Below are 25044 nucleotides of genomic sequence, written 5' to 3' on the forward strand. Positions count from 1 at the left end.
CAGGGGAGGGAGGAACCGGGCGGTGGAAGAACACCGGCGGACGCCGGACGGTTGACCTCACCCTGGAGCCCGGCGATTACGGTTTCCTGCTGATGGGCTACGGATTGAGCGCCATAATGACGCTCAATGCCGAAATTTCAGGGGTTGGGGGAGTTTGCCGCGGCGATCGCCCCCGTCGTCGACGCGGCCCACGTCGACGTGCACGCCGCCGCCCGCGGAGCCGTCCTGAACCTGGCCGAGCGCTCCGGCCTGACCTGCGGCCTCCTCAACGACCTGCGCTTCGTGCTTCCCCTGCGCCCGGTGACCACGGCCGCGCTCGCCGCCGTCTACCGGTACGGCGACGTCACCGAAGGCGTCGGCGTCCACCTGCGCGAGGGCACGCTCGAACGGGACGCCGCCGGGGCGTTGCGGCTCACCTCCGAGGGGCGGGCGTTCGTGGACGGCCTGTACGCCGCGCACGCCGAGGCGGCCGGCCGCGTCTGGGCGGGCCATGACGTGGCCGGTCTCGCCGTGTCGGTGGGCGGGGTGCTCGACCGGGCCGTACGCGTGCCGGGCGGCGCCTTGGAGGTGATGGCGCCGCCGTACGAGCCGGACGCCGTCCCCGCCGGCCTGCTGCTGTTCAACCGGCTCGCCGCGCTGCGCTACCACCGGGCCGACGCGCACGCCGAGTCCTGGCGCGCGGCCGGGCTGACCGCGGCCGGGATCGTCGCGCTGAAGGACGGTCCCGTGCGGGCCGCGATCGAGGCCGACACGAACCGGCGGGCGGCCGAGCCGTACCGGGCCATGACGGACGGCGACCGCCAGGCCCTGTACGCCGGCCTCCTCGGCCTGATCTAAAGCGCCGCCAGCAGGCGGCCCACCTGCGTGCGGTCGTTGACCCCCAGCTTCTCGTAGGCGGCCTGCAGATGGTTGGCCGCCGTACGGGTGGACAGCGTCAGCCGGTCGGCGATCTGGCGGTTCGTCAGCCCGGCCGCAGCCAGCTTGACGATCTCCCGCTGGCGCGGCGTGAGCTCCGGCGCGGCCAGCTCGACCAGCGCGGGCGTCGAGACCCCCGGGCATCGCCTGGCCAGCGCCCACGCCCTGGTCTGAGCCCCTTTGGCCAGCGTGCCCCGGCCGTCCCGGCGGTGGGCCGCCGACTCCTGGGCGAGGGCCTCGGCTGCGTACAGGATCAGGCCGAGCCGTTCGAACTCGGCGGCGACGTCCCGCAGCTCGGTGGGGTCGCCCGCGGCCCGCGCGTGCCGGGCGAACAGCCCGGCCAGCGGCCCGTCCACCCGTTCGGCGAGCGCGGCCAGCCGCCGGGCCGCCAGGGCGGGCGCGCCCAGCCGCACCAGGTCGTGCAGCGCGAACATCAGGTGCCCGAACTGCTCGTGCCGCTCGGCCAGCCCGGCGGCCGTCAGGCACAGGCTCACCGCCTGGTCCAGGTCGCCCGCCGAGGCCGTCACCCAGACCGCGGCCTGCAACACCGGCTGCCGGGTGAACGCCCACCGCGAGGCCGGCCCCTCGGCCTCGGCCAGCGCGGCCCGCGCCGCCGCCGTCTCCCCCAGCAGCGCCCGCGCGTGGGCCAGCTCGGCCAGGCACCGCCCCCGGTACGGCGTCCCGGGCGGCAGCCGGGCGGCGTCCTCCCTGGCCCAGCGGGCCGCTCCGGCCGCGTCGCCGCGCAGCCTGCCGACCATCGCCCGGTACGCCCCGAACCCCGACACCGACAGCTCGGCCGCCGCCGGCTCCATGCCCTCCATGCCCTCCGTGGCCGTCCGCGCCGCCGCGTCCAGGCGGCCGGAGAACACCTGGGCGGCGCAGCGCGCGTCCAGCAGCGCCGGCAGCGCGTGCGGGGCGTCGTCGTCCCAGTCGTCCCTGCCCGCCAGGGCCCGCCCGGCCACGGCGAGTGCGCTCTCCGTACGCCCGGAGTAGGCGTCGGTCCAGGACTCCAGCGCGGCCGCGTGCGCCGCGCCGCGCACGGTCATCGGCTCGCACGCGCGCGCCCGCGTCAGCGCCTCCGCGGCCCCGGCCAGCCGACCGGCGAAGAAGTCGGCGACGCCCCGGTAGACGTGCGCCTCCTGCCGCCAGGCCGGATCGGTCAGGGACTCGGCCGCCCGGTCGAGCACCCGGCACGCCTCGGCGTCCGTGCCCGCCCAGGCGAGGTTCATGCCCAGGCTGAAGGCGTGCTGGGCGCGCTCGCCCTCGGTGACGGCGTTCCTGGCCGCCTGCCGCAACGCCGCCAGCGCCGCGTCCTGGTCGCCCAGCACCATCAGCACCTGGCCGAGCAGCGCGACCGCCGGCACGCCCGCGCCCGCCTCGATCGCGGCCCTGGCCAGCCGGGCGGCCAACCGCGGGTCACGCCTGGCCCAGGCCAGGCCCGCGGCCGACAACAACATCTCCGGCGCGGCGGCCGACCCGCTGTCCAGCCGCCAGACGGCCGCGCGCAGCTCGTCCTCGCGCCGTCGCAGGCCGCTGGCCTCCAGGGCCTCGGCCAGCGTCCGCAGCCGCCGCCTGGCCCGCAGGGTGCCGCAGTCGCCGCGGACCACCTCGCCGTACAGGGGGTGGCCGAGGCGTACCTGCTCGCGCCTGCCGTCGCCGGTGACCGTGACCAGGCCGCGGGCCTCGACCCGCTCGACCGCGCGCGGCGAGGTCAGCGCGACCAGCAGCTCCGCGCCCACCGGCGCGCCGAACGCCACCAGCTCCAGCACCTCCCGCTCGTCCTGGTCCAGGTGGCCGATCCGGGCGCCGACCAGCTCGCGCAGCCGGGTCGTCATCGACAGCTCGCCCCGCCAGCGCCACTCGCCGCCGCTCTCGGCCAGGCAGCCGGACGTGCGTCCGGCGTGCACGACCTCGCGCAGGTAGAGCACGTTCCCGCCGGTGACGGCCGCCAGATGCCGGACGGTCCCCGCCGCCACCTCGCCGCCGAGCGCGCCCGCCAGCACCTGGCCGACCTCGTCGCGGCCGAGCGGCGGCAGCTCGACCCTGGTCAGCAGCTCGTCCTTCCACAGCGCGGCCACCGGCGCGGGCAGCGGGCCGCCCGTACGCACCGTGACCAGCACCCTGGCCTCCCCACCCGCGGCCAGGTAGTGCACCAGCGCCGCCGACGCCGCGTCGAGCCGGTGGGCGTCGTCCACGCTCACCAGCAGTTCTCCCTCTCCCCTGCGCAGGTGCCGCGCGGCCCAGCGCAACAGGTTCTCGCCGCCCTGCGGCGGACCCGTCAACACATGGGCGAACGCCCCGAACGGGATCATCGACGCGGCCTCCGTGCCCAGCACGCGCACGACCTCGTACCCGTCGAGCCCGGCCAGCGCCTGCGCGGCCAGCCTGCTCTTGCCGACGCCCGCCTCACCGGCGATCATCGCGCCTGCTCCCGACCGCAGCGCCGCGCGCACGGTCGCGATCGATCCCCCTCGCCCGACGAACGGCCATCCACTCCCCAGTTGCTCGCTCATCGTGCCTCCTCTCACCACAGATGGTGGCGAGCCGAGGTTCGCGCGAGGTTCAGGCGGGATCGCGGTTCAGGCCGGCCGCGTTCAGCAACAGGGTGATCACGGCGTCGGCCCCGCTGAACGGCACCGGCTCGCCCCCCACCTCTTCGAGCAGCCCGCGGAGCTGGCCGCCGGATTGCTCGGGCTCGACCAGCCGTACGATGACCGTCCTCATCGGATCACCATCACCCCGGACGGTTCAGGTCTGGTTCAGGTGGGGTAGGGCGCGGGTTCGACCTCCAGCTCCCGCATGCGCTCGGCGTAGAGGTGGTAACGCCTGCGGGCGTCGCCGCGCCGGCCCGCCAGGTCGAGCACGCGCACCAGGCCCAGGTGGGCGCGCTCGTCGTAGCCGTCGCGCTCCAGCAGGCGCAGCCAGTAGCGGGCGGCCTCGTCGTAGCGCCGCTCGCGGGTGCGCGCCGCGGCCAGCCGGGCGGCCGCCTGCACGTAGGCCAGCCGCGCCTGTTCGCGCAGGCCCACCGCCCAGTCGGCGTAGGGGTCCTCCTCGCAGAACTCGCCGCCGTACGCGCTCTCGGCCGCCGTCCAACGCTCCAGCGCCTCGGCGGCGCGGCCGGCCTGCTCCAGGCGTACGGCTCCGGCGGTCAGGTCGAGGAAGCGCTCCACGTCGACGTCGGCGTGCGCCAGGTCCAGGCGCAGCGCGCCCTCCTCGGAGACCACGACGTCGTCGGCGGGCCGTTCGTGGGCCGGGTCGAGCACCGCGCGCAGCGTGGACACCATGACGTTGAGCCGCCGCAGCCCGACCGCGTCGTCCCGCTGCTCGGGCCACAGGATCTCCACCAGCCGCTCCCTGCTGATCGCGCCGCCCCGGCGGCTGACCAGGATCTTGAGCAGGTCGCGGGCCTTACGTGACTGCCAGGCCGTACGCGGGACCGGCACCGCGCCGCGCAGCACCCGGAACGTTCCCATGGTCTCGATCACCACCGCCGCCCCCGGCGCGGGCGCCGCGCGGGCGATCAGCTCGTCGATCCGGTCGTCGAGCGCCCGGCAGCCGATCTCGTGCATCCGCTCGCGCACCCGTACGGCCACCTCACCCCCGCTCACCGGGTCGGACAGGGCCGCCCGCACCAGCTCGGCCCTGGCCCGCGCGATCGGGTCGCCGAGCGCCGCCCACCTGCGCACCGCCTCGTCGGCCTGCGCGGGATCGCCGTCGAGCCGGGCGCGCAGCTCGTGCAGCACGGCCTGGGCCGCGTGGTCCCTGCGCTCCACGGCGATCGGCAAGGTCTCGCCGACCAGCCGGGCGGCCTCCTCGCGACGGCCGGCGGCCAGGGCCACGTGCGCCGCGGCCACCCGCGCGGAGACCCCGGCGATGCCGCCGGCATGCGCGAGCGCCTGCTCGGCCACCTCGGACGCCTCCTCGGGATCGTCCTCGGCCAGCAGCTCGGCCAGCGCGTTGAGCGCGTTGGAGCGGGTCTGCACCTCGCCCAGCGGGCCGGTCTCGGCGATCACCCGGCGGTAGACGGCGGCCGCCTGCCCGCGGTCGCCGCGCAGCGCGTGGATCTCGCCCAGCCGGACCAGCCCGACGCTGACCAGCCGCGACCCCATCGCCTCCCACCTGGCCACCGCGTCGGCGGCGTCGATCGCCGACTCCTCCAGCCGGCCGAGCCCGACCAGCGCCTTGGCCCGGTTGGCCACGTTGAGCGCGGCGTACGGCGCGAACGACACCAGGTCGCACAGCCTGCTCGCGGCCTCCGTCTCGGCCAGCGCCTCGGCGTAGGCGCCCTCGTCCAGATGGCGGGAGGCCCGGTTGGCCCGGATCCTGATGAGCTGGACGACGTCGCCGGCGCGTTCGGCGTACTCCAGCGCGCGCAGGTAATAGGCGTCGTTGGCGCGGCGGTCGCCGTCGAGGGCGGCGAGCATGGCCAGCACCGTGTTGGCCATCGCCAGCGCGCCGGGGTCGCCGAGGCCGCCGGCCTGCTCCAGCGCCCGGTCGGCCAGCTCGGCGCAGCCCGCCCGGTCGCCCTTCAGCCACAGCACCGAGGCCATGGAGGCGGCGCACATGGCGGCGTCGGCGGGCGGCGAGCCGTAGGCGTGACCCTTGGCGTACATCGTCATGGCGGCGTCGAGGTCGCCGCGCAGGTGGTCGATGAAGCCGAGCCGCCTGGCCACGAACGCGTCGAAGGCGGGGCCGTCGGCGACGCGGGCCAGCAGGTCGTGGGCGCGGGTCCAGTGGCCGCGGTTCTGCTCGGCGATGCCGGCCAGCCTGAGCATCGGCGGCGAGCCTCTGGCCTGCTCGGGCAGCAGGTCGAGCGCCGCGATCACGTCGCCGCGTTCGGCCAGGCGGGGGCCGTGGGAGTTGAGCAGCGACGCGGCGAGGTCGGGGTGGGCGGTCGCGACGGCGGCGCGCAGGGCCAGCTCGGGCTGGTCGTGCTCGACGTACCAGCGGGCGGCGACCGCGGCCACGTCGTGGGCCTCGTGCCGGTCGAGCGGGGCGTGCCTGGCCAGGACGTGCCTGCTGGTCGAGGTCAGCCGGTGGCCGTCCTGGTCGGCCTCGATGAACAGGCCGCGGCTGGTCAGGGCCGCGAGCGTGTCGGGCGGCGCGCCGAGCGTGGCGGCCAGGCCGGCGGTCAGCACCGGCAGGACGGTCGCCGCGCGCAGCAGCTCCCGCATGCCCGCCGGCAGGTCCTTGAACGCGGCGAGCGTCAGGTGTTCGAGCGTGGCCGAGTTGGCGGCCAGGCTCGCCGCGGTACGCGGCCAGCTCGCCGGCTCCTCGCGGGCCAGCGTGTCAAGGGCGGCCTGGACGGCGGCCGGCCACCCCGCGCACGCCTCGTGCAGCCTGGCGGCGATGCCGGCCCCCTGCTCGCCCAGCCGCTCCCTGGCCCAGGCGGCGGTCTCGGACGGGGTGAGCGCGAGGTCGGTGGCGTCGAGGTCGAGCACCTCGTGGTCCTGGCGCAGCCGGGCCGTCGGGAACGGCAGCGGCGCCCGTGAGGCGGTGACCAGGTGCAGGTGCCGGGGCGCGGCGCGGACCAGCGTCTCGACGTAACGCACCGAGCCGGGCGCGCCGGTGATCGCGTCGACGCCGTCGAAGACCAGCGCCAGCCCCCTGGTCAGCCGCCGGGCCAGCGCCTCGGCCAGCGCGCCCGCCAGCGCGGCGGCCCTGGACAGCTCGTCGGCGCCGGGGCCGAGCGGCGCCCCGGCCGCGGCCAGCAGGTCGGCGGGCAACCCCGGGACGGCCTCGGCCAGCGCCGACGCCACCGAGCCCGCCAGCGTCGGCAGGTCGCGGTCGGCGGGCCCGAGCAGGTGCAGAACGCCGCCCACGGCGTGGCTCCACCCGGCGAGCGCGATCGACTTCCCGTAGCCTGTAGAGGCCACGAGCGTGGTGAGCCTGTGCGTAAGCGCCCCGTCGAGCCGCCGGTCGAGGGCGGGACGGGGTTGCACCCACCCTCGTTCCACCCCCGCATGCTACGCCCGGGCTCGCGGGGGACTCCAGAGTTCGCAAAGTGCCACCTCCCGGTAACTGGCCGGTTGGCGCACTATGGTCGTACTTCATTTCCAGGAGGCACCGTGGAACAGGATCTGCCTGGCGGTGTGAGGCTGATCGTGGGGGTGGACGAGTCCCCGGCCTCGCGTTGGGCACTCGCCTGGGCCATCGGCGCGGCCAGGCTGCACCGGATGGCTCTGGTGGCCGTTCACGTCAGTCGTGCGCCCGTCCATCCCTTTCCCGAGGCGCTGCCCGTGCAGCACGCGATCCGGCAGGGCGAGGAGTCTCGCTGCGCGGAGGTGATCGCGGGCGTGTTCGAGGACGTCGCCGGGGGCGTGCCCGACGACCTGCGCGTGGCGACGCTCAGCAAGGTCGGCGACCCCGGCTACCACCTCGTCGATCTGGCCCGCGAGGGCGACCTGCTGGTGCTCGGCCGGGGCCGGCGCCGGCTGCTCAGCAGGATCCTGCTGCCCTCCACCAGCATGTACTGCGCCCGTCACGCCAAGACGACCGTCGTCATCGTGCAGCAGCCCTCGCCGCCGGACGATCCGGAGCTGTCGGGCGAGCGGGCGCGGCGGTTCTGGAGCCGGCGCAACTACTGACCGGGCGCCGTCTTCAGGTCGGTCGTCTTCAGGTTGTCGGTGAGCAGGCGCAGGCCCGGGACGATGTCGTGCGGCCCGATCGCGCCGTAACCGAGGACCAGGCCCGGCTGTGCCGGGGTCTCGCCGCAGTAGGCGTCGAGCTGCTCGACGGCCAGGTCCGGCACGGGGCCCAGGGACACGCCGGGGGCCAGGCGGGCGCACACGTGCAGGCCCGCGGCGGACGGGATCAGGCGCAGCCGCTCGTCCCCGGCCAGCGTCGCGGTGACCAGGTCGTGCCGGGCGGCGTACTCGCGGGTCGCCTTCCTGATGTGCCTGGCCAGCAGGCCCTCGTCGATGAAACGGGCCAGGGCGGCCTGCGTGGGCACGTCGCCGTGCCAGTCGGAGAGCTGCCGCGCGGCGCGCAGGGCCGGGCCGAGCGAGGCGGGGGCGACGAGGAAGCCGAGCCTGAGCATGGGCAGCAGGGTCTTGGAGAACGAGCCCACGTAGATCACCCGGCCCGACCGGTCAAGGCTCTGCAGGGGTTCGAGCGGACGTTCACCGAAGCGGAACTCGCTGTCGTAGTCGTCCTCGATCACCACGGCGGCGCGGCGCTCGGCCCAGGCGAGCAGGGCGGCGCGGCGGGCCAGCGACATGGGCGTGCCCAGCGGGAACTGGTGCGAGGGCGTGACGTAGACCAGGCTCGCCGAGCGGGGGATGGCCGCCACGTCCAGGCCCTCGGCGTCCACGGGCACGCCGATCACGCGGGCGCCGAGGGAGCTGAACAATCGGCGGGCGGGCGGGTAGCCGGGCTCCTCGACGGCGACGGTCGTGCCGGGCTCGATGAGGACGCGTCCGACGAGGTCGAGGGCCTGCTGAGCGCCGTTGGTGATCAGGACGTCGTCGGGCCCCGCATGAACCGACCGACTGATCCCGATATGACGCGAAATAGCATCACGTAGAGGCTCATAGCCGGACGAATCCTCGTACGTCGCCAGGCCCACCCTGAGCTCCCTGGCCACCAGCCTGCGCCAGGTCTCCATCGGGAACAGCCGCGCGTCCGGCACGCCGACGCGGAAGTCGTACCGGGCGGGCGGCACCCGGACGGTCGCCCCGAGCTCCCGCCAGAACGCCCGCGGCCTGACCACCCCCTTGGGCGCGGCCCGGCCGCGCACCGGCTCGGCCGACACGAACGTGCCCGCCCCCGCCCGGCCGACCAGGAAGCCGTCGGCCACCAGCCGGTCGTAGGCCACCGCCACCGTGTTCCTGGAGATCTCCAGCCGGCCGGCCAGCTCCCTGGTCGGCGGCAGCCGCTCGCCCGAGCGCAGGCGCCCGTCGAGTATGGCGTCGAGCAGCTGCCGGTAGACCTGTGCGGCCAGGTCACCGCGCCCTCGGAGGCTGATGTGAACGTCCAACTTGGCCCAATCAACTTGGCGGAAATTGGAGCTTATATCGGGACAAGAGGGCGGCCAAAATGGGCACATGACCGAACGCATGGAACTCGGGAAGTTCGCCGGCGAGGCCTACAGGGCGATGGCCGGACTGGACCGGTTCGTGGCACAGAGCACCCTCCCCAAGCCCCTCCTCGAACTCGTACGGCTGCGCGCCAGCCAGATCAACGGCTGCGTCTACTGCGTGGACATGCACAGCACCGACGCCAAGCAGGCGGGGGAGAGCGACGCCAGGCTGCACGCCGTGGCCGTCTGGCGCGAGGCGCCCTTCTTCACCCCGCAGGAACGCGCCGCGCTGGCCTTCACCGAGGCCGCCACCCGCCTGTCCACCGACGACGTCACCGACGAGGTCTGGGCGCAGGCCGCCGCGCACTTCGACGAGCAGCAGCTGGCCGCGCTGACCGTGGCCGTGGCCACCATCAACGCCTGGAACAGGATGGGCGTCGCCACCCGGATGACCCCGGAGTCATACAAGTCATGAGAACCCAGCGGGTCCTCGCCGCCGCGCAGCTCGCCAACTCCATCGGCGACGGCGCGTACCTGGTCACCTCGGCGCTCTACTTCGCCGACGTCGTGGGGCTGTCGGCCACCGAGATCGGCCTCGGCCTCACGCTGGGCTGGGCGGTCGGCTCGGTGGCGGGGGTGCCGCTCGGGCACCTGGCCGACCGGCGGGGGCCGCGCGGCGTGGCGGTGCTGCTCGCGCTCACGACCGCGGTGGCGGCCGGCTCGTTCGTGTTCGTCCGCTCGTTCGCGCTGTTCCTGCTGGTCGCCTGCGTCTACGGAACCGCGCAGACCGGGCTGTCGGCGGCCCGGCAGGCCCTGCTGGCCGGGCTGGTCGAGCCGGCGCGCCGCACGGTCGTGCGGGCGGTGCTGCAGTCCACGCTCAACGGCGGCATGGCCGTGGGGGCCGCGCTGGGCGGCGTCGCGCTGGCCGTCGGCACCCGTGCCGGATACGTCGCGGTGTTCACGCTCGACGCCCTGAGCTTCCTGGTGGCCGCGCTGGTCCTGCTCCGGCTGCCCGCCGTGCGGCCCGCGCCCGCCGCGCCGGGGCCGCGGCTGGCCGTGCTCAGGGACCGGCCGTACGCGCTGGTCACGATGATCAACGCGGTGATGCTGTTCTACATGCCGCTGCTCAGCCTCGTGGTGCCGCTGTGGATCGCGCAGCGCACGTCCGGGCCCGCCTGGCTGGTCTCGGTGCTGCTCGTGCTCAACACCGGCAGCGTGCTGCTCTTCCAGGTACGCGTGGCCCGCCGGGTGCACGACCTGCGGGACGCGTCCACGGCCGTGCGCCGGGCGGGTGTCGTGCTGTTCGCCGCGTGCGCGGTGTTCGCCCTCAGCCCGTACGGCTGGGTCTTCCTGATCGCGGCGGGTTGTCTGCAGGTCGCGGGGGAGATGCTGCTGGCCGCGGGGTCCTGGGAGATCGGCTTCGGTCTGGCCCCCGACGACAGGCAGGGCCAGTACCAGGGCTTCTTCGGCACCGGCACGGCCGTGGCGAGGATGCTCGGCCCGGCCGTGCTCACCACGCTCGTGCTCGACGGCGGGACCGTGGGCTGGTTGCTGCTGGGGCTGGCGTTCATGACGGCCGGCGCCGCGATGGCACCGGCCGTCAGATGGGCTCAGCGATCACTCGAACCGGCGTAGGGCCTTGGCGGTCACTCGAACCGGCGTAGGGCCTTGGCGCTTACTTGAAGCGGCGTAGCCGCAGGCTGTTGCTGACCACGAACACGCTGGAGAAGGCCATCGCGGCCCCCGCGATCATCGGGTTGAGCAGGCCGAGGGCGGCCAGCGGCAGGGCGGCCACGTTGTAGGCGAAGGCCCAGAACAGGTTGCCCTTGATCGTGCCGAGCGTCCGGCGGGAGAGCCTGATCGCGTCGGCGGCCACCAGCAGGTCGCCCCTGACCAGGGTCAGGTCGGACGCCTCGATGGCGGCGTCGGTGCCGGTGCCCATGGCCAGGCCCAGGTCGGCCTGGGCGAGCGCGGCCGCGTCGTTGACGCCGTCGCCGGCCATCGCCACGACCTTGCCCTCCGACTGCAGCCGCTTGACCACGTCCACCTTGTCGGCGGGCAGCACCTCGGCGATCACCTCGTCGATGCCGACCTCGTCCGCGACCTGCCGGGCGACGGCCTCGTTGTCGCCGGTCAGCAGGACCGGGGTGAGGCCCAGCGTGCGCAGCCTGGCGATGGCCTCCGCGCTGGTCTCCTTGACCACGTCGGACACCACCAGCAGCGCCCTGGCCTTGCCGTCCCAGCCGGCCGCGACCACCGTGCGGCCCTTCGCCTGCTCCTCCTCAAGGGTGGCCGCCAGGCCGGCGGGCAGGTGCTGCGACCACTCGGCCAGCAGCCTCGGCCGGCCCACCAGGACCGCGTGCCCGTCCACGATGCCCTGCACGCCGAGGCCCTCGACGTTGGCGAAGTCCTCCACGGTCGCGTCGGAGTTCGCCTCCCTGGCGATGGCCTGGGCGATCGGGTGCTCGGAGGCGTGCTCGATGGCGCCGGCCAGCCGCAGCACCTCCTCGCGGCTCTCGCCCTCGGCCAGGTGCACGCCGACCAGCGTCATCTTGCCCTCGGTGACCGTGCCGGTCTTGTCCAGGACGATGGTGTCGATGCGGCGGGTGGACTCCAGCACTTCCGGACCCTTGATCAGGATGCCGAGCTGCGCGCCCCGGCCGGTGCCGACCAGCAGCGCCGTGGGCGTGGCCAGGCCGAGCGCGCACGGGCAGGCGATGATCAGCACGGCCACCGCGGCGGTGAACGCGGCCCCCGCGCCGTTGCCGGTGCCGAGCCAGAAGCCCAGGGTGCCCAGGGCCAGCGCGATCACGATCGGCACGAAGATGCCCGACACGCGGTCGGCCAGCCGCTGCACCTCGGCCTTGCCCGTCTGGGCGTCCTCGACCAGCTTGGCCATCTGGGCGAGCTGCGTGTCCGCGCCGACCCGGGTGGCCCGCACCACCAACCGGCCGCCCGCGTTCACGGTCGCGCCGGTCACGGCGTCGCCGGGACGCACCTCGACGGGCACGGACTCACCGGTCAGCATCGAGGCGTCGACCGCGGAGGTGCCCTCCTCGATCACGCCGTCGGTCGCGATCTTCTCACCCGGCCGCACGACGAACGTGTCGCCCGCCTTGAGCTGCTCGACCGGCACCCGCCGCCCGTCGGCCAGCTCGACGTCCTTGGCGCCCAGCTCCATCAGGGCCCGCAGCGCGGCCCCCGCCCGCCGCTTTGAACGCGACTCGAAGTAGCGCCCGGCCAGGATGAACGCGGTCACCCCCGCCGCGGCCTCCAGGTAGATGTTGCCCGAGCCGTCGGTGCGCTCGATGGTCAGCTCGAACGGGTGCGTCATGCCCGGCGTGCCCGCCGTGCCGAAGAACAGCGCCCACAGCGACCAGCCGAGCGCGGCCAGCGTGCCGATGGAGATCAGCGTGTCCATGGTCGCGGCGCCGTGGCGCAGGTTCGTCCAGGCGGCCTTGTGGAACGGCCAGCCCGCGTAGACCACGACCGGCGCGGCCAGCACCAGCGACAACCACTGCCAGTTCGTGAACTGCAGCGCCGGGACCATCGCCATCGCGATCACCGGCACGCTCAGCGTGACGGCGGCGATCAGCCGGTCGCGCAGCGGACGCAGCTCGTCGGCGGGCTCGGCCTGCCCGGCCTGCTCTTCCCGCTCCTTGGCGACCGGGAGCGCGGCGGTGTAGCCGGCCTTCTCCACCTCGCTGATCAGCGCCTGGGGGTCGAGCCCGTCGGGAAAGGTGACCTTCGCCTTCTCCGTCGCGTAGTTGACCGTCGCGGTCACGCCGTCAAGCTTGTTCAGCTTGCGCTCGATGCGGTTGGCGCAGGACGCGCACGTCATTCCGCCGATCGCGAGTTCGACGGCCTTTTCCTCGATGAGGGAAGACATCACCTCTCCTTTCTCAACGTCTCGGTGTTCAGTGGCCGTGGGGGGCCGACGGTTCCGCGGCGGCCGCGGCGCCCTGCGTGGCGCGCACGGTGAAGTCCGCGGTACGGACCTCGTCCCCGTGCTTGAAGTCGAGGAACAGCCGGTAGTCGCCGATGCTCGGCACCTCGGCGTAGAAGGTGATCTGCGGACCGGCCTTCTCGCTCTGCTCCGGGTGCACGTGCAGGTAGGCCAGGTCACCGGCGCGGAGGGCGACCAGGTGTCCGTACGCGCCCAGGTAGGGCTGCAGGTCGGTGACCGGCTCGCCGTCTTTGCTCACCGAGAGGGTGAGCCTGCTCGCCCGCCCGGGGACCAGGTCTCCGTCGAGGCTCACAGTGTAGTCGCCGACCTTCGAGGAGCGGCTCGCCTCGGGCAGCGGCTTCGGCCGGTAGTCGCCGGCGGCCTGCAGGTCGGCGCCGAGCGTCAGCTTCTCGCCGCCGGTCGGGGCGAAGTCGGCGAAGGCCCGGTACGCCCCCGCCTCCGACAGCGTCAGCCCGACCGACCAGATGCCGTCGGGCGTCATCTCCGGATGCAGGTGGAGGAAGGTCGTCAGGTCGCGGGAGACCACGATGAAGTGCAGCTTCTTGTCGTGCTCCACCTGGTAGTCGGTCACCGGACGGCCGTTCGGGCCGGTCACCGCGAAGCGGAAGTCGGTGGCCTTGCCGGTCTCGATCGGGGTCAGCGGGTTGAGGGTGTATCCGTTCTGCGACACTTGCAGCCCCCCGGGGGTGTCACTGGACGCCTGCTCCGGCGCCTCGTGCTCCTGGCCGTCTTGGCCCTCTCGGCCCTCTCGGCCTTTCAGGGCATCTTGGCCCTTCTCCATGGCGGCGTGGCTCTGCGTCGGCTGTTCCTCGGCCACCGGGCCGACCGCCCGGCCCACGCCCAGGGCCCCGCCGAAGACGACGGCGAGCCCCAGGGCGTAGGAGCCGAGTTTGGCGGCCGTGTTCATGACTGTCCGACCAGTTCGTATCCGGCTTCCTCGACCGCGGAGGCGATCTGGGACTCCTCGACCTGGCTCTCGCTGGTCACGGTGAGCCGGCCGCTGGCCAGGTCGACCTCGACGCCGGTGACGCCGGCCACGCCACCGACCTCCTCCTTCACCGAGCTCACGCAGTGGCCGCAGGTCATGCCCTTGACGGTGTAGGTGGCGGTGCTCATTACGGTCTCCTTCAACGTGGTTCAGGTTCCTGCCGAATACTCTAACACGGTACCCCCCTAGGGTATTCCGGTGGGTGTGAGATTCAGCTCACGGTTTCGCGTCCGGGCGGCTTGTGCCTCAGCGTGGTGGGCGCGTCGCACCGATGACGGCCACCACCGCGGTGCCCGCGAAGGCGACCCGGAAACCGCCGGCCCTTCGACGCTGATCCTCGGCGGTGTCCCCGGCCCGGTAGATCGTGTTGACGTCGACGCCCTGTACCGTGCGCCGTCCCAGGTGCAGCGGCCATCATGGACGGGCCGATCAGCAAAACCCGTCCGGCGACGGACACCCCGCGTGCCCCGAACAGGTCGGACAGCCGCCCGCTCAGCAGCAAACCGCCGAAGTCGTGACGTAGGCGTTGGACATCCACCGCAGCCCGCCGGCCGAGAAGCCGAGTTCGCGTCACATCCTCGGCAAAGCGACGCCGCTGACGGACGCGTCCATGATTCTCATGAACTGGGCGGCGGCGGGAACGTAAGATACCTGCGGGGGTATGCCGCGCGCGCAGGACGTCCGGATATTTGGCATGATCGGGATGTTGTCCGAAGTGATTGGCAGATTGCCCAGGACGGGATGGATACTGGCCGGGGTCGAAGGGGTGATCCAGGCCGAGCTGAAGGCTCGTTCTACGCACAAGCCGCACATCAGGTTCGTGCGCAACACAAGGAGCGCAGCCATCCCTTGCTAGGCTGCATGTCAACCGTTGGGTCTCACCCCGGCAGGTGAGACCGTCGAAGAAGTGGGGTCACACCGTGAAGAAGCTGCTCGTTCTGGCGCTGGTCGCCCTTGGGGGATTGCTGATCTGGCGTAAGGTGCAGGCCGACCGCGCCGAGCTCGATCTCTGGACCGAGGCGACCGGCAGCGAGAACTAACCGACCGGCGAGGCGATGAGTGACGTCGTCCCCATCGAGCTGGCGTGCCTGGACCTGGCAGGCACCACAGTCGGTGACATCGCCATGGTCGAGCGCGCCTTCGCCGAGGCGATCGCCACCCAGGGCATAGTGCCCGGGACCGGAGCGTACGCGCGTGCCATGGTTCACGTGCACCGGTCCCGGGGCTGTCCCAAGATCGATGTCTTCCGGGGCATCTTCCCCGGCAACGAGGCCCAGGCCCAGGCGGCGAACCTGACGTTCGAGCGCTCCTACGAGGGTGCGCTGGAACGTGCCGGACTGGAGCCCGTGCCCGGGGTCCTGGAGGTGCTCGACAAACTCCGCGGCACCGGGGTCAAGCTCGCCCTGATCACCGGGTTCAGCCGTACGACGCTCAGCCGCGTGCTCGGCGTCCTCGGCTGGCACGACAAGGTCGACCTGGCCATCTCCCCGGAGGACGCGGGCGGCCGCGGCCGTCCCTGGCCGGACATGGTCCTGCACGCCGTGCTGCGACTCGGCGTGGCGGACGTACGGCACGTGGCGGTCGTCGGCGACTCGGAGAGCGACATGCTCTGCGGGCGCCGGGCCGGGGCCTCCGTGGTGGCGGGGCTGATGACCGGCGTGCACAGCAGAGAACGGTTGCTCAAGGGCGGCGCCACGCACATCCTGGACTCCCTCGCGGACTTCCCAGGCCTGGTGCTGAGCGACGACCTCGGGACGACGCGGGTGGCTTCCCCGGCCCGGTAAGCTATCTTCGTCGAAGGGGCCTTAGCTCAGTTGGCAGAGCGCCTGCTTTGCAAGCAGGATGTCAGGAGTTCGAATCTCCTAGGCTCCACTCATACAAAAGCCCAGGTCATCGGCCTGGGCTTTTGATTGTTGTGGGCCTTGCTCTGGGGCCGTGCCCGATGTGTCGAGGCGCCACTTGCCAGTTCGTCGAGCTTGCGTGCCACTTCGCGTTGGCGTTCGTCGGTGGAGTGCTGGTAGATGAGGGCGGCGCGGGTGTTGGAGTGGCCCATGCGGGCCATCAGTTCCCGGATGGAGGTGCCGACGCCAGCGCCGTGCCGCCACACAGATGCAGCCCTTACGATCGCCACAGCATGGCTGGCCACTGCAGGTTGCTGGGGGCGGTTGACGATCCAGGGTTCGTTCCTCCCCCGGGCTCAGCGGCCACCGTGGATAGCGAGATTACCGGACGCCACGGACATGCAAGATCATTATCTGATCGAGTTAGAGACATATGGAATTGATCCGATCTACCAAGCGAATGAGAAGGCTATGAACGGTGTGACGGCAAATGACTATCGCTGGTTAGAGGAGTTCAGTCACCGCTTCGACTCCGGCTTCTGCTTCACCTTCGTGAAGGCACTCGCCCCCCAGGAAGTGCTGCGCCGCCTTCACGCGGTGGACGACCCCGATTACATCGGCCCAGGCGGCATCGATGTTGGGCCTGCACCAGGAGGAACCATCATGATCGAGTGGGGAGGCTACGCCGGCATCATGCGAGACGTGGTTTGCGACTTGTCGGCCGACGCGGTCATCACCAGCGTCGTGCGCAACGTAAACTGGAAAGCCACGTTTCTCCACGTCGTCCACGGCCAGACGCGCGCCAGGTTCGACCCCAAGTACCGGGGTTACACTCCCACCCGCCACCCAGACGACCAACTTCTCGACGGCGAATACCTCGACATGATCCCCGGCTCCCAAGATCCCGGCAACGGGTTCATCGAGCGTCATCTCGAAGCCGCACTCGCCTTTGCCGAACACCGTACGGGCGTTCGCCTTGAACGTCGGCACCTGCAATCGATGCCCTTGTACGCGTCCATCGCTCACTACTACTCGCCTGAGCATGGAGGCGCACCGGAACTTGCCTGACGTCCACCCACGTGGCACATCTCGCCCCGGTCGTGCAGAACTGCCCTCGGCAGAGTCCATAAAACGATCACTTCTCATGCGGCAAGCGACCAAGGCATTACTCCCTCCGCGGCAGGCGGAGCCTGTTCGTGAACAGCCAACGTTTCCGAGCTCAGCGGGCACGATTTCGAAGGACTGCCCAAACTGATGGCGCCTTGGCTGTACAGCCAAGAGACGAAGCCAGGCGGACTCCGGCGAACGTCTTTGGACACCGTACGCGCAGGCCAGCGGCTTGGAGCTTGATCGAATCGTCTTCTTTGATCCGCAGGTCCGGGCTGAGGCGCACTTCTGAGGCGGGGCGACGTTGATGGAAGCATCAGTGGGAAGGCGAGGCAGCGCCGCCAGCGAAGTCCCGAAACGCCTCCAACACCTCACCCAGGTTGAGGGGGCCGCATGCTCCTTGGAAGTGGTTGCCATCGCTCCAGACTTGTAGCCAGTCATCGTCAGTCCGCTCAACTACTAGGCGATCCAGCGGGGTCCCTGCGAGGGGCGTATCGACAAGGTTGATCTTCAAGTGCCATCCCGGGTTGTCCAGCGTGCCGATCTTCACGCCGTAGCCGTGCTCCCAGTCGCCATCGCAGCAGGAGGCGTACCAAGACTGAAGGAAGCCGAGTGCGTCAGGGATCATGCGCTGAGTCTGTCAGCTGTGCCCGTCGCGTGCCCGAGGGGACGGGGAGCAAGGGGGGATAGCGGGGGGTTATGGTGAACCCGATCAGTACGCTGATCTGCGTTTCCGCTGGTGGATCAAGATCGGCATCCGTCTTTTCAAGCAGGATGTCAAGAGTTCGAATCTCCTAGGCTCCACTACAGGTAAAGGCCACTTCCTATGATCGGGAAGTGGCCTTTTCGAGCTTGTACAGCTGCTAAATACAGTTACGGCGTCAATCGTCTACACGCTCGCCCTGCTGTTGCGGGATGGGGAAGCCGTAACGCTGTGAGATCTCCTCAAGGGCCTTGACGCAGGCCGACTGTACCGGCTGGTAGTCCGCGTAGTTGAGTTTCACGCTCGCGTACGGCTTATGCGGGCACGGTCCCCGGCCGGAGGTCCCCGTGCCAGCCGCAGAGGCCCTTGTATCCCTCTGAGTCTGGGTTGTGATTCTCGCGTTCGTAGGCTTCACCCACATCACGACGTCTGCCATGACTGCTGACGCTACGAGCGTTGGCACTGGAAGGGTAGAGATCGGCGGCACCACGAAGCCGTGAATCGCCAGAAGGTGCGGCATTAGGCCTGACGCGCGATCGTGACGATCGAACGGCTGGCAGCGGAGACGACCTCATGTTTCCAGCCGCCGTACTGCGCCTCGATCTCGAAGCCCGCCTCGTGCAGAAACGCGCCAAGCTTCGATACATCCAGGAATCGCAGGCTCGCCCGATCGACGCGCAGGACGGTACCGTCCTGCGCACTGGTGGTTTCGGTAAGCGTTACCACATCGTCGACCACCGACTCGACATGGTGTGACACGCGAAGCGTACGACCGTTTCCATCCACGACATCGCTGGCGTTCGACGGCTTCCACTCCTCCCACTCGCGCACCTGAGGGTTACGCGTGTCGAAGGCGAACCGGCCGCCGTCACGTAGTGCCCTTCTGATCGCGACCAACGACGCGGACAGCTCCCTATCGCTCACCAAGCACTGGAAAGCGTTGCTGGCCATAATCACCAGGTCGAACTCTCGATTCCAGGATGCGTCCGCCGCAACGCCGGCAACCCACTCGATGTCCGAGCGTCGCCTTGCCCGATCTAGTGCAGCAGGGTCCGGGTCCAGCCCGACAAGCCGTCCCCGATGACCGAGCTCGCGAGCTTGGTGCAACATGCTGCCGGTACCGCAACCCACATCCAGCACGGCATCCGCAGCCATCACCAGCTCGTTGTAGAGCGCATCGCTGGGATACCGCGTTGCGTCCGACGGGTTGATCAGGTCGTACAAGGCGGCGGCATCAGCATCTGTGAACATCACCGCAGTATCGCCAGACCCTCAGTCGCTGCCAATCGAATATCTGAAGCCGCGGGCATGAGTGAGACACTGCGGGAAACAAACTCCCAGTCCGAAAGCGACCTCAGCGGTCCGCCCAGGGTTGCAGTTTTGGTTGCAATACAGGGTCGTTCACAGCTATTCAGGATAGACCGCCCATGCCCTCTGACCTGCGTTGAACGATCTGGAATGGCCCGAACTGGATCTTTGGTCCGTAGGTTCAGAGTTCGAGAGCCTGTCACAATCAGGGGGTGGACCTGGATGCCTTGCTGTTGAAGGCCGCTCAGTTCTGCTCCTCCCACCTCCGATCCGAGGCCGGTGCCGGCGTCTCCGATGCGCTGGAGTACCTGGAACACGGTGAATGGGAGATGGTCCTTCTTTTGCTTGAGGAGCTCGGCGACGCATGCCCTCAGCCGCCCGAGTTCTGGGGTCTGCTGGCTGATGCCGCCCGGGTGATGTGGCTTGAGTGGTACGTCTCCTGGTACGAGTGGCGATGCGGCGAGGCCCGGAACGGTGTTCTCCGGGCTGAGCTCTGCCTCTTGCCGACCGAGGAAGGAGGTCGCAAGAGGCCGATACTTCCGGGTAAAGGGCTTCGACCGATGTGGGATATCGGGCAGCGCACGCCTGAGGGTGAGCTGTCGGTCAGTATCGCCTCCCTCTGGATGGAGGGTCGTACTCCGCTGGAACCGGGAGAGTGCGCGCCTGTGCGACTTGTTCCTCTGACCCCTGAACACTGGCGGCACGTCAAACCGAGTGACGTGATCACTATGCACGAGATGCGACCGCCCAGCGGAACAGCCCGCATCATCGAGGTAATGCCGCCCGTGGTGACCGCTCCCTAGTTGCGGCTCTAGCTGCAATCCAGCACCGTCCCACGCCGTTCCAGGCAAACCAGCCGCGTTCGCAGGTCCAGGTCGAACCGATCCGGACGGGCAAGATCCGAGCTGCCAAGGCGGTTGGGTTGCGTCGTTGATCTGCGGCGTTTGCGGTGGCCGACAGCAAGGTGCCTCAGTACTCGAGAACGCCATGGGCGGCCACCACGTCACTTGACGCGTTCGGCCGCACCTCGGTGATGCGCTCAGCCAGCAGCAGCGCAGCGGCGAGACCGCCCTCCGACTTGTCGCCGGCCAGCCCGAGCTCGATCCGGTCGGCCAGGAAGTCCTCCGGGATGCCGTCCTCACCGCCGCCGAACAGCGGATCGAAGGTCAGGATGTTGCGACCGTCGGCGTAATGGTCGAAGGACGCGACCCTGTTCACGTTGACGAAGACGCTCGCCGTGATCGTCTCCGCCGACAAGGGCCGCAGCACCTCGGGCAGCGTGCCGGCGAAGCCGTTCCACTCGCTCAGAATGGTCCCGCCATCGGCCGGCCGGGCGCAGATGAGCCCTTCCTCGAAATCGCCTTCCTCGTCATCCCCGTCGAACACGTCAATGCCAAGGCGGGCCAGCGCCTCGTGCGGGGTGAGACCGCGGACGAAGGTCACGCAGAACGCGTCGTCATCGAGCCAGTCGTAGCCGCTCATGGGGATCCTGTTCTCTCGGACCAGATCATGGAGATGATGGCACGTGAGGGTTGAGATCCGCTCCTGCTAACGGAGCTGCTAACAACGGTCCTGGACTGTCATGGACGTTGGTGGACAGCATGTACGGTCACCGCTGCTCGCGGCGCGTGAAAGATCAAGCGCAGTATGACGGTGTCCAGGGTGAACATGTCGGTGCCGTCCCAGTCGAACTGCCCGACCTGCCCCGGCGGGGCATCAGGGGAGGCGGCCACACAGTCATGGCCCTCCTGGTCCTCGATCCATTCGACGAGGCGGACGTCTTCGAACCGAAAGACCACGACAGGCGTCTTCGACAGTTCGGATGGAGTCCACTTTGGGGCGTAGATGAACTCCAGTTCCAACGTCGGCGGCCTGCCGAGCTTGTAGGTCAGGCGCCCAAGTCGGTGTCGTGAAGGTAGACGTGGGCACCCTCCTCGGTCCAGAACTCGTACAGCCCTCCCCTGGAAGTGATGCCACGATGCTTGTCCTTGGTCACACCGGCGAATTCGGTCACTGACATGAGGACATAGTCTTACGGACCGGGACGATCTAGCAGGTCCCGGCGAAGTGGTGGCAGCAGCGCTGACAGCAACGTCCCCGCACACGGGCTCACTTCGACCACCGTCCAACCACCTCTGACTAGGGTCTTCGCCACAGCCCAGGGCGGTTGCTCCGCCTGAAAAGCGGAAGGTCAGGCTGCCGCGGCGCTTCCGTTCCTCGGGCCTGGCGGCCCTGCGGTACGGATCCCGTTGCCGCCGCCCGTGGTCGCGCAACTGCAGCCCCTACGATCGCCGCGGCATGGCTGGCCGCTGTGCGTGGTCGGGGGGATCGACGATCCGTGCTTCGTACCTCAGCACAGCTCACCGAGCAGGGTTGTTGCGGTCCGTTCCCAAGCCGAGGCAGTCACAGGTACAGGCGCCAGCTCAGGAATGGGCGGCGCGCCCGGCTGTCCTACCGAGGTATGGCTGCTGCCCATGCCTGTCCCGAAAGGGGCATTGTCCAGGCTGGGGCGAAGGGGACAAGCAATGGGCGGCGCATCGCCGATGGATTACGCGTGGCTGGTTGAGGAGTATCAGAAGGACAGCGACCTGATCGGCGTGACGTTCGTGCGAGGCATGTCTCCCGGGGAAGCGTTGCGCCGGATCGGCGCCACTCGCGGTGACACCTCCCGAGAGGTGGGCATTGCCGCCTACACGGGAGACGGAGGAGCGGTCCTGATTGACTACCATTGCCAGCCGCTCCCAGAGACCCTCTCCCGGAGTACGGAGATGGCGAGAGTCATTACAGGCAGCACCGTGGACGAGCATTTCGTCTACTCCGTCGATGGAGTGGTGGTCACGGAATTCGAGCCGTTCTTCCCCAGCGATCGGAACGGCAGCGATCCTGATCGCCTGCTGGTTCATATGCGAGAGCTGGGCATACCGCTGGTCGGAGAGGCCGACTCGCGGACTTCCACTGCTCTCGCCATTGCGCTGGCCGCACGGGCCACTGGGGTCGCCCTGACACCGACTCACTACGAGGCGGAGCCCATTGTCGGGTCGATCGACTGAAGGTTCCGACCCGGCGACCTGCCGTGCAATACACGTGTAATGGATCTCATTGTGGCGAGAGATCGTTCTGGCGCCGGGAGAAGGCCGTCCTTCAAGCACAACGGTCACGAGCTGTAGAACTGTCGGCAGTTGATACAGCACTCACGATCGCCTGTGGATGGCTGGCCACCGTGGCTGGTTGGGGGTGATCGAAAGTCCAGGGCTTCGTTCCCGATAGTCATCCCGGCCTGGTCGAGATCGACGTCTTCCCAGCGCAGCCCGAGTGCTTCGCCAAGCCGAAGCCCGAGGACAAGCACCTGGACGTGGGCCGGGTACATCGTGTTTTGCGCCAGTATTGCCGCATGGACCATCAGAGACTTCGCGAATCGATCAGTGAGGCCTGGGCGACGGACGTGCTGCCCAGCCTCTCCGGGTTGATCGAGATTCCCGCCGTGTCGTCCGCCTACGACGCCGCCTGGGAGGAGCATGGTCATCTGCGGGCCGCCGTCGAGCACGTGCGGGGCTGGGTGGCGTCGCGGGGCCTGCACGGCGCGCGGTGCGACGTCTTGCAGCTCGACGGCCGCGCCCCGCTCCTGTTCGTGGACGTGCCCGCGACGCCGGGCGCGGCGGCCACCGGGACCGTCCTGCTGTACGGGCACCTCGACAAGCAGCCGCCGTTGGGTGACTGGTCGGAGGGCCTGGGCCCGTGGCAGGCAGTGATCCGCGACGACCGGCTCTATGGCCGCGGTGCCGCCGACGACGGGTACTCGGGCTACGCCGCCACCACCGCGCTGGAGGCCCTACGCGGGGCAGGCGGCGAACACGCCAGGGCGGTCCTGCTACTGGAGACCGGCGAGGAGTCCGGCAGCCCGGACCTGCCCGCGTACCTGGAGCATCTCGCCGACCGGCTCGGCGAGGTGTCGCTGGTGGTCTGCCTGGACGCGGGCGGCGGAGACTACGAGCGGCTGTGGCTGACCTCCAGCCTGCGCGGCGCGGTGCAGGCGACCGTCACGGTGCGCGTCCTCGAGACGGGCATCCACTCCGGGCTCGGGAGCGGCATCGTGCCGAGCTCGTTCCGTGTCATGCGCCAGCTGCTCGATCGGGTGGAGGACCCGGAGACCGGCGAGGTCAAGGTGCCCGAGATGGTGGTGCCCATCCCGGACGAACGGCGCATGGAGGCGGCGGAGCTCGTCGCGCTCCATCCGGAGGTCGCCGTGCCCCGGCTCCCGCTGCTGCCGGAAATGCGGCGAGTCTCCGACGACGACGTCGAGCTCGTCCTCAACAACACCTGGCGGCCGACCCTGTCCGTGACCGGCGCCGGCGGGCTTCCGGACCCCGCGGTGGCGGGCGCCGTGCTGCGGCCCTGGACCTCCGTCCGGCTGAGCTTCCGCCTGCCTCCCTCGGCCGACGCCGAGGCGGCGCGGGCCGCGCTGGAGAAGATCCTCACCACCGACGTGCCGTACGGGGCGCAGGTCGAGGTCGGCGACTTCATGGTCCTGAACGGCTGGCACGCGCCGGCGCCGGCCCCCTGGCTGGCCTCGGCGTTGCGGCAGGTCGGTGATCGCGTGTTCGGGAAGCCGTGCCAGAGCATGGGCATCGGCGGCGGGATCCCCTTCATGGAGATGCTCGGCAGGCGGTATCCGCAGGCGCAGTTCGTCGTCACAGGCGCGCTCGGTGCGGACTCGAACGTGCACGTGCCGGACGAATGGCTGCACATCCCGTTCGCCGTACAGGTGACCGAAGCGGTCGCACACCTCCTCGACGCGCACGCACGCGCCGGTGGGCCTGCCTGACCCCATCCGTCATGACGCCTGAACGGCGGCATCCGGGCCGACACCCCGCCCGGCTCGGCGCGCTGGACGGGGTGAGCTTCACCAGTCTGCGGCGCGCCGCGCCGCCGTACCTCCGGCCCTCCGCCCGCCCGCCGTCCGGGCGTGCGGTCTTGGGGCCGATCCTGAACGGTGCGGGTCCGATCACCGTCGCCCGCTCCAAGGGCGCGCTGTCCTTTCGGCCGTTCAGGTCAGGGTGATGGGGTTGGTGAGCGCCGCCATGTGTTCGTCGGGATGACGCACCTCAATGCGGACGAACGCCGATTCCTCCGCGTTGGTATGCCACTCCAAGACGCCTGATCCATCGCCTGGCAAGGGTGCGCGGTGCACCGTCCCTCGATCGGTGTGAAAGCTGACGGTGCCGGACGGCACACCACAGACGTTCACCCGGACCACAGCCGGTTCGCCGTGGGTATCCAGCCGCCCCCCGATGTCGGCACTGCCGTCGCCGGCGGAGACCTGGAGCGACAGCTCAACCGTGGCCGATTCGGCGACCCAGCTCCGGCCGGCACGGATGCCGGCGAGGACTGCGTCAGAACTCAATTCCTCGGCCAGCACGACGGTGTGCGGTCTGCCGATCTGGCCCTCCAGATGGGTGTCGCTGTTGCCCATCGCCGGTCGCCACCGTCCATGGCGGATGTCGACGGCCAGGCTGCGGCCCCATTCGGCCAGTGCTGCCGCGTTGTCCGCCTGCCAAGGCTCATCGGAGATCCACAGCCCGTTCCACACCTCCACCACATCAAATCCCTCGAACGGGTACATGAAGACACCAGAGGGGTACGGCGCGTGCAGGTGGGCCGCCACGCACAGCCCACCGGCCTCATGCACCCGATCCAGATGCTTGCCGATCAAGTCGTCGCGGACGCCGTACCGCCAGTCGACCACCTGCCCCGGATCGATGCCGAGCGCCAGCCAGTGCCCGGTTCGGCTGGTGACTTCCTGGCCGATGATCACCAGCAAGTCGTCGCCGACGAGCGAACCCCACACGCCATGCGCATCTGCGGTGTTGTGCTCCGTGGTCGCGATGAAGTCCAGCCCCGCCGCACGAGCTCCGGCCGCAAGCTGCTCCGGCGTCAGCTCTCCACCGTTCGAGAGAACCGAATGCACATGGCAGTCACCTCGATACCAGCCACGCCCCTGACCAGCTACCCGCCTCGGCGAGAACTGCGACCCCGACATCCCGTAGTCCGTGACCATCCCGGCAGCGTATTCACTGCACAGGAGAGAACCACAAGTACGAGGTGAACCGCTCCGACTTTCTTGGAGACCCTGAAGCCAGCATGATCGTGCTGGCGGAAGGGAGAATCACACGCGATGCCAGCCCCCAGGAAGTACCC

General features: G+C 70.3%; 24 protein-coding genes and 1 tRNA gene. 11 read left to right on the forward strand and 14 right to left on the reverse strand.

Translation table 11 applies throughout. From position 1 onward, the window contains the following. Window positions 1-126 precede the first annotated feature (126 nt). Window positions 127-837, forward strand: coding sequence for a hypothetical protein (locus tag ABZ459_RS24365; RefSeq protein ID WP_357974166.1), 711 nt, complete (start codon window positions 127-129; stop codon window positions 835-837). Here ABZ459_RS24365 and ABZ459_RS24370 read toward each other — a convergent pair. Genes ABZ459_RS24370 through ABZ459_RS24380 form a run of 3 tightly spaced genes read right to left on the reverse strand, consistent with a single transcriptional unit; the run spans window position 834 to window position 6872 of the window. Further along, window positions 834-3428: a LuxR C-terminal-related transcriptional regulator gene (locus tag ABZ459_RS24370; protein WP_357974169.1), complete on the reverse strand. Its 2595-nt coding sequence runs from the start codon at window positions 3426-3428 to the stop codon at window positions 834-836. The two genes, ABZ459_RS24365 and ABZ459_RS24370, sit on opposite strands and share 4 nt — an antisense overlap. Window positions 3429-3477: 49 nt before the next feature. Next, window positions 3478-3639 carry a hypothetical protein gene (locus ABZ459_RS24375; protein ID WP_185844989.1) on the reverse strand — a complete coding sequence of 54 codons (162 nt, stop codon included), beginning with the start codon at window positions 3637-3639 and terminating at the stop codon, window positions 3478-3480. 35 nt (window positions 3640-3674) lie between these two features. Beyond that, window positions 3675-6872, reverse strand: a complete 3198-nt coding sequence (locus ABZ459_RS24380; protein WP_357974172.1) for a BTAD domain-containing putative transcriptional regulator — start codon at window positions 6870-6872, stop codon at window positions 3675-3677. Between the two features lie 111 nt (window positions 6873-6983). Between ABZ459_RS24380 and ABZ459_RS24385 the strand changes: the two genes are divergently transcribed. After that, a complete protein-coding gene (locus ABZ459_RS24385; RefSeq protein WP_357974175.1) occupies window positions 6984-7502 on the forward strand; it encodes a universal stress protein in 519 nt (172 codons plus the stop codon). Here the strand turns inward: ABZ459_RS24385 and ABZ459_RS24390 are convergent. After that, window positions 7496-8893, reverse strand: a complete 1398-nt coding sequence (locus ABZ459_RS24390; protein ID WP_357974178.1) for a PLP-dependent aminotransferase family protein — start codon at window positions 8891-8893, stop codon at window positions 7496-7498. The genes ABZ459_RS24385 and ABZ459_RS24390 overlap by 7 nt on opposite strands. Window positions 8894-8960: 67 nt before the next feature. Here ABZ459_RS24390 and ABZ459_RS24395 point away from each other — a divergent pair, with 67 nt between their 5' ends. Together ABZ459_RS24395 and ABZ459_RS24400 are read left to right on the forward strand one after the other, a co-directional pair. Then, on the forward strand, window positions 8961-9410 hold the full coding sequence (locus tag ABZ459_RS24395; RefSeq protein ID WP_357974181.1) for a carboxymuconolactone decarboxylase family protein: 450 nt from the start codon (window positions 8961-8963) through the stop codon (window positions 9408-9410). Beyond that, window positions 9407-10570, forward strand: coding sequence for an MFS transporter (locus ABZ459_RS24400; protein WP_357974184.1), 1164 nt, complete (start codon window positions 9407-9409; stop codon window positions 10568-10570). Before ABZ459_RS24395 ends, ABZ459_RS24400 begins: the two co-directional genes overlap by 4 nt. Window positions 10571-10610: 40 nt before the next feature. On the opposite strand, the gene ABZ459_RS24405 is transcribed toward ABZ459_RS24400, so the two are convergent. From ABZ459_RS24405 to ABZ459_RS24415, 3 genes are read right to left on the reverse strand one after another with little or no spacing between them, the layout of a single operon-like run. Then, on the reverse strand, window positions 10611-12824 hold the full coding sequence (locus ABZ459_RS24405; RefSeq protein ID WP_357974187.1) for a heavy metal translocating P-type ATPase: 2214 nt from the start codon (window positions 12822-12824) through the stop codon (window positions 10611-10613). Between the two features lie 28 nt (window positions 12825-12852). Further along, on the reverse strand, window positions 12853-13809 hold the full coding sequence (locus ABZ459_RS24410; RefSeq protein WP_357974190.1) for a hypothetical protein: 957 nt from the start codon (window positions 13807-13809) through the stop codon (window positions 12853-12855). Then, window positions 13806-14018, reverse strand: a complete 213-nt coding sequence (locus tag ABZ459_RS24415) for a heavy-metal-associated domain-containing protein (RefSeq protein ID WP_352323852.1) — start codon at window positions 14016-14018, stop codon at window positions 13806-13808. Before ABZ459_RS24415 ends, ABZ459_RS24410 begins: the two co-directional genes overlap by 4 nt. 792 nt (window positions 14019-14810) lie before the next feature. Between ABZ459_RS24415 and ABZ459_RS24420 the strand changes: the two genes are divergently transcribed. From ABZ459_RS24420 to ABZ459_RS24435, 4 genes are all read left to right on the forward strand, one after another. Beyond that, window positions 14811-14930 carry a DLW-39 family protein gene (locus ABZ459_RS24420; RefSeq protein ID WP_013130296.1) on the forward strand — a complete coding sequence of 40 codons (120 nt, stop codon included), beginning with the start codon at window positions 14811-14813 and terminating at the stop codon, window positions 14928-14930. Between the two features lie 15 nt (window positions 14931-14945). Next, window positions 14946-15674 (forward strand): HAD-IA family hydrolase, encoded by a 729-nt coding sequence (locus ABZ459_RS24425; RefSeq protein WP_357974193.1) that lies wholly within the window; start codon window positions 14946-14948, stop codon window positions 15672-15674. A 15-nt stretch (window positions 15675-15689) separates the two neighbouring features. After that, a tRNA-Ala gene (locus ABZ459_RS24430) sits at window positions 15690-15762 on the forward strand. 440 nt (window positions 15763-16202) lie between these two features. Beyond that, window positions 16203-16799, forward strand: coding sequence for a DUF6461 domain-containing protein (locus tag ABZ459_RS24435; RefSeq protein ID WP_357974196.1), 597 nt, complete (start codon window positions 16203-16205; stop codon window positions 16797-16799). 355 nt (window positions 16800-17154) lie between these two features. Here the strand turns inward: ABZ459_RS24435 and ABZ459_RS24440 are convergent, their stop codons facing one another. From ABZ459_RS24440 to ABZ459_RS24450, 3 genes are all read right to left on the reverse strand, one after another. Beyond that, window positions 17155-17466, reverse strand: a complete 312-nt coding sequence (locus ABZ459_RS24440; RefSeq protein WP_357974200.1) for an immunity 53 family protein — start codon at window positions 17464-17466, stop codon at window positions 17155-17157. A 253-nt stretch (window positions 17467-17719) separates the two neighbouring features. After that, window positions 17720-17977 carry a hypothetical protein gene (locus ABZ459_RS24445; RefSeq protein ID WP_357974203.1) on the reverse strand — a complete coding sequence of 86 codons (258 nt, stop codon included), beginning with the start codon at window positions 17975-17977 and terminating at the stop codon, window positions 17720-17722. Window positions 17978-18060: 83 nt separating this feature from the next. Then, window positions 18061-18792, reverse strand: a complete 732-nt coding sequence (locus tag ABZ459_RS24450) for a class I SAM-dependent methyltransferase (protein WP_357974206.1) — start codon at window positions 18790-18792, stop codon at window positions 18061-18063. A 269-nt stretch (window positions 18793-19061) separates the two neighbouring features. On the opposite strand from ABZ459_RS24450, the gene ABZ459_RS24455 reads away from it, so the two are divergent. Beyond that, window positions 19062-19652, forward strand: coding sequence for a hypothetical protein (locus ABZ459_RS24455; protein ID WP_357974209.1), 591 nt, complete (start codon window positions 19062-19064; stop codon window positions 19650-19652). 166 nt (window positions 19653-19818) lie between these two features. Here ABZ459_RS24455 and ABZ459_RS24460 read toward each other — a convergent pair whose 3' ends face one another. The 3 genes from ABZ459_RS24460 to ABZ459_RS24470 form a co-directional block, all read right to left on the reverse strand. Beyond that, window positions 19819-20331 (reverse strand): DUF6461 domain-containing protein, encoded by a 513-nt coding sequence (locus ABZ459_RS24460; RefSeq protein WP_357974212.1) that lies wholly within the window; start codon window positions 20329-20331, stop codon window positions 19819-19821. A gap of 98 nt (window positions 20332-20429) precedes the next feature. Beyond that, on the reverse strand, window positions 20430-20711 hold the full coding sequence (locus ABZ459_RS24465; RefSeq protein WP_357974215.1) for a hypothetical protein: 282 nt from the start codon (window positions 20709-20711) through the stop codon (window positions 20430-20432). Window positions 20712-20737: 26 nt separating this feature from the next. Further along, window positions 20738-20869 carry a hypothetical protein gene (locus ABZ459_RS24470; protein WP_357974218.1) on the reverse strand — a complete coding sequence of 44 codons (132 nt, stop codon included), beginning with the start codon at window positions 20867-20869 and terminating at the stop codon, window positions 20738-20740. A 505-nt stretch (window positions 20870-21374) separates the two neighbouring features. Between ABZ459_RS24470 and ABZ459_RS24475 the strand changes: the two genes are divergently transcribed. Both ABZ459_RS24475 and ABZ459_RS24480 read left to right on the forward strand, forming a co-directional pair. Further along, the gene (locus ABZ459_RS24475) at window positions 21375-21899 is read left to right on the forward strand and encodes a DUF6461 domain-containing protein (protein ID WP_357974221.1); all 525 of its coding nucleotides are present in this window, start codon (window positions 21375-21377) and stop codon (window positions 21897-21899) included. Window positions 21900-22240: 341 nt separating this feature from the next. Then, entirely contained in the window at window positions 22241-23671 is a 1431-nt protein-coding gene (locus tag ABZ459_RS24480) for a M20/M25/M40 family metallo-hydrolase (protein ID WP_357974224.1), read from the forward strand. A 222-nt stretch (window positions 23672-23893) separates the two neighbouring features. Here ABZ459_RS24480 and ABZ459_RS24485 read toward each other — a convergent pair whose 3' ends face one another. Further along, on the reverse strand, window positions 23894-24904 hold the full coding sequence (locus tag ABZ459_RS24485) for a CehA/McbA family metallohydrolase (RefSeq protein WP_357974227.1): 1011 nt from the start codon (window positions 24902-24904) through the stop codon (window positions 23894-23896). Between the last annotated feature and the right edge of the window lie 140 nt (window positions 24905-25044).

It is taken from the genome of Nonomuraea sp. NPDC005692, from assembly GCF_040631115.1.
Lineage (GTDB): Bacteria > Actinomycetota > Actinomycetes > Streptosporangiales > Streptosporangiaceae > Nonomuraea.